Raw genomic sequence first — 12437 nt, 5'->3', positions numbered from 1 at the left:
AGAAATGACCGGATCGCTCGCTGCCACACTTGAAGAAGACATGGATGACGCACTTGAGGATATGCTGGATGTCTCGCTTGACGATACGCTCGATGTCTCGCTTGAAGAAGACATGGATGAGCTGGACGAGACGCTCGAGCTACTGCTGGAGCCAGGAGACTCGGGGTCGTCAGACCCATTACTTCCACAGGAAACAATCATTGTGCTGACCAGCATCAGGGCAGCCAGCTTCGTGGGGAAAACGCTGGAAAATCGGCGCATTTGAATCATAGGTACCTCAACTATTGTGCTTATTGTTGACAATGAACTGTTATTTGAGCACAGATTAAGCGTCATAACAACCTTAAACGAGCAGACAACGGCAACAACCGAGAACGCCCTCTCAGCAAATATCAACTGCAGCGCGTCATTTAGCCGTGCTTACCTGCGACAGCGGGAAAGCGCCAGCCCAGTGGGCAGGGCATTCAAGCCCCGAATGGACGCACAAATCATCCTCTAACTGTGACCGCCCTCCCAAAATTGGATAACTGGCGCCAAAGCCCGCCGCCCCTCCTATTGGCCTACGGCAGAAGCATGTATTGTCGACAATATACGGTCACCAAACCCAATTAAGGCCCGCCACCAACACATAAGGCCAAGGTCCCTTTCACTTCGCCCCATGCCCAGGCGCTACACCGACAATCGCGGGCATGGGTCGATGTGTTCGCACTCCGCCCCTCCTTTACAGGGGTCACGCGAGTGCTTTCTCACCTCGAGCGGTAACGAAAGGGAATTCCGGTAACAGCCCAGCGGTATGGCTTGCTAGACATCAATAATCCTATAACTAATCGTGCTTAGAGGTTTTTATGAATAAAAAGCAGCTAGCGACGCTCCCCTTGATGATTGCCACCCTCTCGGGCGGCACATTGGCGGGGTACCACGCGGTCGCGCAAACGTTAGAAGTCGAGGCAGAGGCCTTTGACGGGGCCGGTGGAAGTTACGCTGATGGACAGCCACAGCCGGTGAGCGTCTACACCGTCAATGGCACTGATGCCATCAACTACGTCAATCATGGGGATTACGTCGAATACGAGATAGAGCTTGCCGACGCCGGCACCTACGGTGTGGAGTATTTGGTGGGCACCTCTGTGAGCTCGGGCTCGGAAGTCGAGTTTCTGGTCAACGACGGCTCCAGTTGGAACAGCCAGGGCCAGACCACCGTGCCCACCGGCCACTGGGACTACTTCGAGTCCGTCCTCGCGCCCCATACCGTTCAACTGCCGGCCGGTACGGTACGCATTCGGTTGCACGGCTCCGGCAGCAATGCTTGGCAGTGGAACATGGATAAATTCCGGCTGACGTTGATGGAAAGCGACGTTGAACCCGAGCCCACTCCGGGGCTGCGGCAAGAAGCCGAAAACTACCATGCCATTGGTGGCACCTATGCCGACGGCCAGCCCGACCCCATCAGCGTATATACGGTAAACGGCGCGACGGCCCTGAATTACGTCAACCGTGGCGACTACGCTGATTATCAGGTGTCGGTGCCACAGGCCGGCCTTTACGATCTGACCTATTACATCGGCACGGCCATCAGCGACGGCGCCGCCGTTGAATTATTGGTCAACGAAAGTGGCAGCTGGGTTTCCAAGCACACCACGTCTGTCCCCGCCAGTAGCTGGGACACGTTCAACGCTCTGGGGGCCACGAGCAGCGTCTACCTGCCCCAAGGGGTAGTCGATATTCGACTTCAGGGCGCGGGCAGCGATGACTGGCAGTGGAACCTGGACGCCTTTGAGCTGAGTTTTGCAGGCACCGCCTCCAGCAGCAGTTCGAGCGCCTCGTCCAGCTCGTCCATGCCCTCTTCCAGCGCCTCATCGAGCGCTTCTTCAAGCGTGACATCCAGCGTGTCTTCAAGTGCGTCGTCCACCGCCTCAAGCGCGCCTCCGTCCGGTGATCCGATCCCTGTTTCGGGCACTTTCACTCTGGAAGCAGAGCACTACCAAGCGTCCGCAGGCGAGCTGGAAACCTATCCGGTGGACGGCGGAACCGCGGTGAACTATTTCAACGCGGGTGACCACATTGAGTTCGTGATCAATCACAACGACGGGGGGCTGTATGAAGCGGTGTACCGGGTCGCCACCGGTAATAGCAGTGGAACTGCCGCCGGCCTGATGGTCACTGACCACAACGGTGACCTGGTGCTGAAAAACACCACTCCTATTACCAGTCAGGGGGACTGGGACACTTTCTATGACCAAACCTCCAGCACTCGCTTTAACATCTTTCCCGGCGAGTCCCGCATTCGGATTACGGGCGCGGGGTCGGAGGACTTCCAGTTCAATATCAACGCCATTGAGTTCCGCCGAATCGGAGCCGTGGACAATAATCTGGACGGTGATGGGGACGGCATCTCGGATATCAACGACATTTGCCCCGACACCCCCGACTCGGAAGTCGCCAACGGCGAGGGCTGCTCTGCCTCCCAGCGCGACGGGGATGAGGACGGCTTCAGCGACCTGATAGACCAATGCCCTTCCACGCCTCAAAACGCCTTTGTGGATGAACAGGGCTGCGAAAGCTCTGGCGGCGATGACGATGACTTCGATGGTGTCATGAATGAGAGCGACAGCTGCCCCACAACCGCGTTCGGGGTCAATGTTGGCCCCGACGGTTGCAGCGCTTCCGGCCGTGACAACGACGGGGACGGTGTCGTCAACGCTGAAGACACCTGTTCTGCTACCCCCGCTGGCGAGTTTGCCAACCGCAATGGCTGCTCGTCTTCCCAGGTGAGCAATGCGGAAACAGTAACCGTTAACGTCAACGCCAATATCGAGCACATCGTCAACGGTGTGTCCGACTTTGGACGTGATCGGCACATGACCATGCACACCACTGTGTTCGAACAGGACTGGGAAGGCCACACTGATAAGCTTAACTATGTTCTGAACACCCTGGATGTCTATTTCGGCCGAGACAACGGCTCCGCCACATGGCGAATTCAGGATACGGTGGAAGACGATCAGCGACCCAACCACCCTGACCTGGAATACATGGTGACGCGCGGCGAAGAGCTCCGGCAGCTTTACGAGAACACACCGCTGTATGACCGGTTTCCGGAGAGCAAAACCGAAATGATCGTCGGCACCAACCCCCACCCAACCTACCCCACGCTGTCGTGGTATCCAGGCGCGTTTACGTGGGATGGTTGGCAGCCCAAGGACATCCAGACCTCCGCAGAATGGATGGGCCAATACCTCGAGCACTACTTCGCTCACAGCGGTAATGGCAATGTCGGGGAGCCGATGCCCACATTCTGGGAAGTGATCAACGAGCCGGACATGAAGATGAAAACCGGACAGTTCATGGTCACCAATCAGGAGGCAATCTGGGAATACCACAATCTGGTGGCCAACCAGATCCGCAGCCGGCTTGGCGACGAAGCGCCACTGATTGGCGGGATAACCTGGGGACAGCATGACTTTTATAGCCGTGACGGTATCGCCCGGGTGTCCGATGACCACTACGATCAGTGGATTACCCACGAAGACCCTGAGGTCGAGGCCGAAGCCGAAGCGTTTTATCGCAATGCGATGGCCACTCCGGTGGACGATACCCGCGGTCAACCTTGGTACCAATGGGATGTCATGTGGAAAGGCTTTATGGACGCCGCGGGCAACAATCTTACCTTCGCGGTACTCCTGCCGCCAGCGGTACACCATCATCGGGTGCAACCCCAGAACTTCAGCTATCTGGACAGCTTTTACATCCAGATTCTCAGTAAGCTCAATCACTTTCAATTTGTATTCAACAGAATACTCTACCACCCTCTTTTCGCTAAGTATCTTAGCCATTTTTCGCCTACCTCTTCGTTGAGATAAGCGTCTACTTTATTGGGGGAGGTCTCGACTACGTGATCAAATCCATGCCTTTCACCCCTGTTAAACCCTTGTGGGGCTACCTGCCCGGTGGTTGCGGCTACGACGATGAAGTCCCGTGCGACTACCAGTACCACTCTGCCATGCTCATAGAGGATGAAATTAACAGCGGCAACTGGGAGTGGACCCCCTTCATTCAGTTTTACGAGCTGTGGAAGGACATCGAGGGGACACGCGTCGATACCGCCTCCACTGACCCGGATGTGCAAGTGGACGCCTACGTTGACGGCTCCGATGTGTTCGTGATCATCAACAACCTTGAATCCACTGCGACCACCATTGACCTGAACGTCGCAGGCCTGGGAGGCAATAGCGTCAACAATGTTGAGCTTCGTCAGATGTACTACCCAAATGACGACAGCGTACTGCTGGATCGTCGCCACATGAGCCAGTCGCCCTCCACGGTAACGCTCGAAGCCGACGGCACGGTGGTACTGCGCTACAGCTCCAGCGCCAACATCGCCATCAATCACGAGGTACAGGAACACAAGTACCTGGGCGAGAGCGTCAGCGGTGGCAGCGAGCCTCATCGGATATCTGTGAACGGCGGCGCCGTCGAGCTCAATATCAACGATGTGCAGGTCCCCTCCGGCGCTGCGGAGGCGATGCTGCGACTCACCGTTGCGCTCTTCCCAGCCGAAGACGACATCGAGAACGGCAACCTGACGCTGGACTCATTGACAATCAACGGCACCGAAGTGGAGCCCCCCATTGATTGGCGCGGACCGAAAAAGAACAACGCCTCACGGTACTTCGCCACCCTGGAAATACCGGTGCCGGTCAGCGTTCTTCAAAGCAATAACCAGATACTGGCGGACTTCCGCCATAACGGTGAGCTGACGGTATCAAACCTGACGGTGTGGGACTTCTCTACCCAACCACAACGCTAACCCACCCCTTTCGCCCCCACGGCCTGCGCTGTGGGGGCGCCTTCCGCCCTCGCTCTTCTTATCCTCCGCCGGTATATTCCTTTTTCATATAAGCCTACGTAAACCACCCACTATTTTTCCTACCCTTTTTGTTTATTGTCACCAATCTCCTATTGACAATAATTTGTATTGGTTCACAATTACGGTAAGGGTATAACCAACCTGCCTGTCGAGCAGACCTACTATCCTTTTGAGAGCCCCGCCTTCGGGCGCTCCCATAAAAATAATGAGCAACTACCAGCGAGGTTCAAGATGCCATCTATTGCCAAGCACTTTAAGTTGACCGCCCTGTCTGCGGCCATTTTTGCCACCCACGGGTTTTCCGCCTATGCCCAGCAAGCCGACGATGCCGACTCTCAAAACGGAGAGAACGATATCGAGCTGCTAGAGGAGATTGTGGTAACGGGTATCCGTGGAGCCCTTCAGCAGTCCATTGACGACAAGCGCACCGCCCAGAACATCATGGATACCATCAACGCCGAGGACATGGGTAAAAACACCGATCAAAACATCGCTGACGCGCTTGGTCGGATTACTGGTGTCTCCGTTGTTGAGCGCAACGGTGAAGGGGCTCAGGTCACTGTCCGTGGCGCAGGCGCCAACCAGAACAACATTTCCATCAACGGCCAGCAGCTGACCTCTACCTCTTATAGCCAAGCGGTAGACCTCAGCTCGTTCTCCACCGATATTCTGTCCAAGCTGGAAGTGGTCAAAACCCCCAGCGCCGACCACGACGAAGGCTCCCTGGGTGCTTCCATTAACCTGGTGACCACTCGCCCGCTGGACCGCGCTGAAGATGTTCGCTCTCTGACCGTCCAAGGGCGTTACAGCGATTTCAGCGAGGAAGGTAATTACAAAATCCAGGGATCTATTTCCGAAACCTTTCTCGACGAAACACTCGGTGTTGCGTTGACTATCTATGACGAAACCAACACCTACCGTCGAGATCAATACCGGGTCACAGACTTTGAGGCATCACCCTTAATAGAAGTGGCCCGCGATCAGAACGGGGACATCATTTCGGGCGTAAAAGCCATTGAACCCGTCGCCACAAACTACGAGCAGACAAAGAGCACTAATGACCGTCAGGGTTTAAACCTGGGCATACAATGGGCCCCCACGCATCGTACTGAGGTAATGTTAAACACAACATATACCAAACAGGAAGAGACCCAAGACAAAGACGCATTTTCTGTTCGACAATCGAATACCGAAAACTTCGTAGAAGGTCGGAACGTTATCCCAGGCGATATTCGTCCACCCGCTCCCTTCACTGACCCTCAGGAAGACTGGTACACCATCGATACCGACACCAGCACTTTTATAAAAAGGCTGGACCGTTTTGGTAGTGGTGACATCGTATCCGCCGTACGAGGGGACGAGCGTGAGAACATCAGTGCAACCCTGGACTTCTCTCACGAGTTTACCGACCGCTTCCGCGTGGAAAGCAAATTGGGCTACTCCAGCAGCGAGTCAGAAAGTCTGCCCAACGCCTACGCGGTAATGCAAAACTTTGTTCAGGTCCCCTCGCGTCTTCTATACGACGCAGGCAGAGATATCGAACCTGTGGGTTTCGACTGCACCTCCGGAGTTTGTAAACTGGTTACCGGTAACAGCTTTGTTGATCTTGGCGAGCAAATTGATCCGCTACCCGAAACTGCGGCCTGGGAAGACAACACGGCTTTTACCGGTTATAACCCAGCCGACATCGCCTCCCAGAACCTGTCCTTCCTGTCTGAGAACGACGTCAAGGTTGAGGATGAACTCACCAACTTCCAACTCGATTTTGACTACGACATTAACACCTTCGGACTGACAAGCATTGAATTTGGCGCGAAATCCAGCCAACGAGACAAATTTGTTGACGCACAGAACTACACATTCAACAGTATCACCAAAACCGAAGTAATACGCGACGAAAACGACAACGTCGTCGTCGTTCCCGGTGGTCCCTTGAACGACGTACGGGGCGTCGATGTTCGAAAGCCCAATCTTGAGTGGACCAACTTTATGGACTCCTTGGGTTACAGGGTTCCGGGAACAGAAAACTGGGTTCCGTTCTCGGGGGTAGACACCATCGATCTGGTCCTGGACGACGAAAATACCGTCAGGACCCCGGATAAAACCAAAACTCGCTCGATTGGCATTGATACGACTGCCGCCTACCTGAAAACCAACTTCTCGTTCTTAGACGATCGGCTGACCGGCGACTTCGGTGTGCGTTATGTAAAAACCGAAGTTCAGGCCGAAGGTTTCGGCGGGGTAGATTTCTGGCAAAACACCACGACCATTCAGCGCGAGTTTGATCTGGTGGAGCTGCGGGATCTCCGTGATACCAGCCTCCCCGAGTGCCGAGCGCCAGGGTTTGACGATCCCGAAAACCGCAAGGGTTACGAATCGAAGTACCAGCGGGTGGATGGCCAAGGCTGGGACGTTTCCGCCGGCCCAGCCCCATCAGGCTGGACCCCTATCCCCGACCAGGGCCCCTGTCATGATCCGGACTACGCGGCCTGGGCCGCCTTCCAGCAGGATCCAAGCCTGGCGGACCCTGAGGTGGCCATCAATTGGTACACCATGTGGCGCTACGCGGACGTCTCGACCGTGCGCAACGGTGCCTGGGAGGCCGGGTTGGATACACCGCCTCTTGAGTATGACCCGTCAATCTCCACAGAGAACGCGGATGTTGATGCCTACACTTGGATTGACCCGGTCAACAACGAACTAAAGTCGTTCGCAGCGACTGGCAGCAACGAGTACGAAAATGTACTGCCCAGCTTGAACCTGAATTACGCCTTCTCTGATGACTTGATCGGCCGGTTTGCCGTGTCGAAAACCATGACTCGCCCAGAGATCGACAAACTGCAATCTGGTTTCAGCATCAACGAAAGCGGCTATTGGGGCAGTAATCAAAACATCGGTCGTTTCCGTCAATTCAACACACAGCTGGAACCGCTGGAGTCCAAGAACCTTGACCTGTCGTTAGAGTGGTATTTTGACGACTCAGCCATGGTAAGCGCAGCAGTGTTCCACAAAGACATGAGCAATTTCACAGAAACCGAAAGTGCTCAGGTGTATCTGACCGACCTTCGCTCTCTTGAAGGCACGGTTGACCCGAACGACCTGATCATGCTGCCGACCAACGACGGAACCGATGACAGCGGACTGACAGGTTGCATGCCACTTCGAGCAACGGCTGACTTTGGTTGGAACCCGGGAGATCCCGACCGCTTCAGTGATAGCCTGCGCGATCTTTGCGGCATTTACAGTCTTGAAAAGGTCATCAACGGCGAGGGTGCTTCCATCACGGGCCTGGAACTGGGCTATCAGCAGACGTATCACTTCCTGCCGGGCTACTTTCTGAGCGGGCTGGGTTTGCAGGCCAACTACACTTACCAGGACAGCGAATACGACTCGGAGCAGTCCACGATAGACACCAGCAAGATGCTTCCCACCTTGCCTGTGGCGGACACTCCCGAACATACGTACAACCTCACGGGCTTCTGGGAGCAGGACGGTCATCAGGTTCGTCTGAGCTACCGCGGCTCCAGTGACTCGCTGGTAGGTACTGACTGGAACACTGGACTGTCTGGCCGGACCTGGAACCAGGGCACATTGTGGAATGAAGGGCGCGATTCGCTCGACCTGTCGGCGAGTTACGAGCTGAATGACAATGTCAGCTTTACTTTCCAGGCCATCAACCTGACCGATGCCGTCTTCCGCCAGTATTTCACCAGCCGTGACATTGAGGTGGACCGCGTATACAACGAGGAGACTGGTGCCATTGAATTCGTAGCGCTGGATGAAGGCAATGCGATGGACGGAGAAACCCCCAAGTCGCGCACCTACTCCGAGTTCAAAACGGGCATCACCTACCGCCTGGGCCTACGTGTGAGCTTTTAACCCATAAACAGAGCCGGTGTGGGCCCGAGAGGCCTACACCCTTCTCTATACAATAAGTGGTGAATTTATGAAACTTTTTCAAAAAAAACATGCACTATTAACCGCCGTTATCGCAGCGTCACTGACCGGTTGTGGTAACGATGATGGTGACGAATCCGGAAAACCAATCGGCGCTGCCGCTCCTACTCACAGCGGCGACATCACCGTAAATCTACATGAATCTGACGACGCACAGGTCATCGATCTCCTTCAAGACGCCGTGGACCCTGATGCGGACATTCTTCGTGTTGAAAACCTCACCGCCAGCAAAGATGATGAAACTGGCTTTGACGCTTCTCAGGAAGTACGTATTGGCGTTGATCCATCAGCGATCGCCCCGATGATTGGCACCGGCGATACCTACCAGATGGTCTACACCTACGACATCTCAGATGGCCAGAACAGCACTCAACGGACCGCTACTATTCGTATCGAAGGGGAAGACTTTGCTCCCGAATTCGATCAGCTAAAGGCGTCCTATGACGCATCTGAAGATGCGGTTACGATCGACCTTCTGCAAGGTGCCACGGACGCCGACGGCGACGAACTGTCCATAAGCGGTTTCACCGCATCATCGGAAAACCCGGTGGACAACTACTCCGTATCTGGCTCAGAACTCTCCATCGATATTCCGGCATTTACCGGCGATATTGGCGTTGGTGAGTTCCTTACTCTGAGATTCACCTACAATGTGGAAGACGGAAACCACTCCGTCGAGCGCACAGCGGCGATAACCATCAGTGCCGTCGTTGATGAGCCGGAAGCTCCCATGGTGAACGGCACCTTTTCAGGATCGTTCACTACCAATGACTCCATTGCCTATGTACAGCTCAATGATCCGGAATATATCGTCGATCGCAACGGTGATCCGCTGACCATTGAGTGGGACACCGTTACCCCCACAAATGGCGGGCCTGAGCTCTCGTTTGACAAGTCCAGCGGTACCCAACTGGTTATCGACCCGGTGGATTTTGCCACTCATATCGACACCGTGGGCACAACTGAGACATTTGAATACAGTTTCGACGTCAATGATGGTGACGATGGGTTTGAAATCAGCACGAGTTTCTCTGTGGAAGTCACCCGTGAAGCCCCGCTAAACCTAATCAGCAACGGCAGCTTCGAAACCGGAGATTTGAGCAACTGGTCAACCGATAATAGCGCCGTCATCGCGGTGGAAGCAGCAGCTGATGCCTGGGAAGGAGACTACCAGGTGGTATCGACGGGTGAGCCTCAACTGAGCGGCAACTTCGATGTAGAAGAGAATGCCGGTTACCTGGTTCGCCAAGTAGATCGGGTACCGAACTGGGGCGGCTATTCTCTGAACATTATCGGTGCGGACGAAAGCGAAGACTTCTCCCGTCGTTTCGGTATTCACCCCCCTTATGTCGATGGCAGTGAAAAACAATGGACCAAGCATGCGTTCCACACGGCCTCCTTTGTCACCGGACCAGAGTCCTCTGACAGCCGGACAGCCCAGTATAGTATGGTTGGTATGAATATGGATGACGTCGTCGGCATGCGCTACTCCACAGACATCGCCAACAACCACGTCGCCAAGATGGGTGCTTATAATGTTGGCTTTGAAGACGGCACCATGGGAGACTGGATCGTTTCCGACGGGGATAATGCCAGCATCACCGAAGACCCTGAACAGGTCATCAGTGGCTCCTACAGCCTGTACATGACAAGCTGGAATAGCGCTCAGCTCACTTTGCCCGCCGGCACCATCGAAAACGGCAAGAAGTACCTGCTAAGCATGGACATGCGTATACTGACATCGGGAGGCAGCGGCAATAGCCCCATGAGCCTGGCCATCTACGATGCAGCGGACGGAAGCACCTCTCCTGTCGGTACCAGCCTGGAGGCAGAGGTTCAGCCAAGGTCCAGAAACTTTTTCTTCGAAACCGACGGAGAGCTAACCAAGTTCGAGCAGTATATTGATGTAGACGCTTTCACTGATGTGGATGACTGGGCGTCCCGCAGCGTGATGATCTCGTTTAATCCCAACCTGTGGAACCCGAACGCAGAGGTTGTGATCGATAACGTCATATTGGTGGAAGTACCCTAGCTGTCTTGATCTCCTCCTTTTTAGGGCACGCTTGCGTGCCCTTTTTTTTACCCACTTCTCAACGTTTCTTAGTGTCAACTTTGAACCGCGACAGAAATAGCTACACATGAAAGAGATCCTCAGGTGATTGGTAGTGGTATCGTTTCCTTGGCCTGGCGTTTAACTCAGAGGCAATCCGATCGCATTGCTGCTGCGTGAGGTTTTCCATTGAAGTTCCCTTAGGGATGTATTGGCGAATCAGGCCGTTAGCGTTTTCATTGCTTCCCCGTTCCCATGAATGAAAAGGGTTGGCAAAGTAGAATTTAACGGTGCTATGGGACTCGATAGCTTTGTATTGATGGAACTCGGTACCGTTGTCAGCCGTAATTGTTTTAAATTCCAGAGGATTTCGACTGATTAACCGTTTTGTCTTTTTGTTCAAAGAATGGGTAGACCGGTCTTTTAGCTTCCCAATCATTAGGAAGCCGGTCTTTCGCTCTACAAGAGTCACAATGCAGTCAGTGGATCCTTTGCCCATGACAGTATCGATTTCCCAATGGCCCTTGTAGCGCCGGGTCTCAACGGTTTTAGGGCGTTCCGATATATGGCGCTTATCAGCCAGCCGGCCCCTGCTGTCATAGGCCTTATAGCGCTTTCGTCGTATTTTCGGAGACTGTCTGAGATGCTTCCATAGGTAGCCGCCGTTCGCCTTGTCCCGCCATATGTACAAGTAAATGGTTTCGTGGGAAAAGCAAGGTTGTTTTAGGCGGCGAAGGTAGCCGGTGATCTGCTCTGGGCTGAATTTCTTCCTCAGTAGCCGGCGAACTTCTTTGAAATCGGCTTCCGAGTAATGCCTGTTTCTTCTTGACCGTCTTCTCCTGGCGACTGTGCGACGCTGGGCCTTACTGGGGCGATAAGCTCCATCGATGTGGTAGCAACGGTTGCGGTCCAGCTCACGGTATAAAGTGCTGTGGTGACGACCCATCTGTTCGCCAATTTTCCGCATAGAAAGGCCTTGTAATTTCAAGGTGGAAAGGACTACCCTTTCCTCTGAGGTAAGCTGTTGGTATCTCATAGGCTTTTTCAACTTCTTGGCGGGAGTGAAAAAAGACTGATACTACAGCTTACCTCTCTTAATTTAAAAAGTGTCGCACTTAGTATATGAATTCGGGTTTTATACTATGCATCCCGTCGCGCCAGAAGTATCTGACAGATGTCCGACCCATTATTGCGCCAAGCGTGCGGGGTATTGGGCTCAAAGGTAATAAAATCCCCTTCGCGATATTCCATACCATCCACGATCACTGAATTACGGTCCCCTGCGAAAAGCGTTCCCGTTCCGCTAACCACCATTCCTACCCAGGCGTCCTCTGAGGAGTGAATGGGAAACTCGTCCGCGCCGGGTTCGGCTTCCAGAAATACCAGCCCAAGACCGGCGTCACTGGTGGTCAGTAGTTTCCAGCCCTTGTGTTCAAGCGGCTGGGCCTTCTCGGTATTTGCTCGGACCAAAACGCCCGCGCCATTTCGAGCCAACATCGATATATGCGATCTCATAGCGTAGTCTCTCCGGTTGGTAGTCATTAGATTTTTTTGATTCAAAAA

At 54.1% G+C, this 12437-nt stretch carries 7 protein-coding genes; 5 read left to right on the top strand and 2 right to left on the bottom strand.

From position 1 onward, the window contains the following. The first annotated feature begins 4 nt into the window (after positions 1-4). The 5 genes from AAE484_RS10305 to AAE484_RS10285 all read left to right on the top strand — a co-directional run bounded on the left by AAE484_RS10305 (position 5) and on the right by AAE484_RS10285 (position 10856). Positions 5-265, top strand: a complete 261-nt coding sequence (locus tag AAE484_RS10305) for a hypothetical protein (RefSeq protein ID WP_341938303.1) — start codon at positions 5-7, stop codon at positions 263-265. Between the two features lie 580 nt (positions 266-845). Beyond that, positions 846-3860, top strand: coding sequence for a carbohydrate-binding protein (locus tag AAE484_RS10300; RefSeq protein WP_341938302.1), 3015 nt, complete (start codon positions 846-848; stop codon positions 3858-3860). A 44-nt stretch (positions 3861-3904) separates the two neighbouring features. Continuing rightward, on the top strand, positions 3905-4807 hold the full coding sequence (locus AAE484_RS10295) for a hypothetical protein (RefSeq protein WP_341938301.1): 903 nt from the start codon (positions 3905-3907) through the stop codon (positions 4805-4807). A gap of 291 nt (positions 4808-5098) precedes the next feature. After that, positions 5099-8746 (top strand): TonB-dependent receptor domain-containing protein, encoded by a 3648-nt coding sequence (locus AAE484_RS10290; protein ID WP_341938300.1) that lies wholly within the window; start codon positions 5099-5101, stop codon positions 8744-8746. Positions 8747-8813: 67 nt separating this feature from the next. Next, positions 8814-10856, top strand: coding sequence for an Ig-like domain-containing protein (locus AAE484_RS10285; protein WP_341938299.1), 2043 nt, complete (start codon positions 8814-8816; stop codon positions 10854-10856). A gap of 100 nt (positions 10857-10956) precedes the next feature. Here the strand turns inward: AAE484_RS10285 and AAE484_RS10280 are convergent, their stop codons facing one another. Then, positions 10957-11910 (bottom strand): IS30 family transposase, encoded by a 954-nt coding sequence (locus AAE484_RS10280; RefSeq protein WP_341938298.1) that lies wholly within the window; start codon positions 11908-11910, stop codon positions 10957-10959. 104 nt (positions 11911-12014) lie between these two features. Further along, on the bottom strand, positions 12015-12389 hold the full coding sequence (locus AAE484_RS10275; protein ID WP_341938297.1) for a cupin domain-containing protein: 375 nt from the start codon (positions 12387-12389) through the stop codon (positions 12015-12017). Between the last annotated feature and the right edge of the window lie 48 nt (positions 12390-12437).

Origin of the sequence: Marinimicrobium sp. C2-29 (genome assembly GCF_038419845.1) — a bacterium.
GTDB lineage: Bacteria > Pseudomonadota > Gammaproteobacteria > Pseudomonadales > Cellvibrionaceae > Marinimicrobium.
Note: the sequence above shows the minus strand (reverse complement) of the source record. Positions and strands in the feature narration are given on the sequence as shown.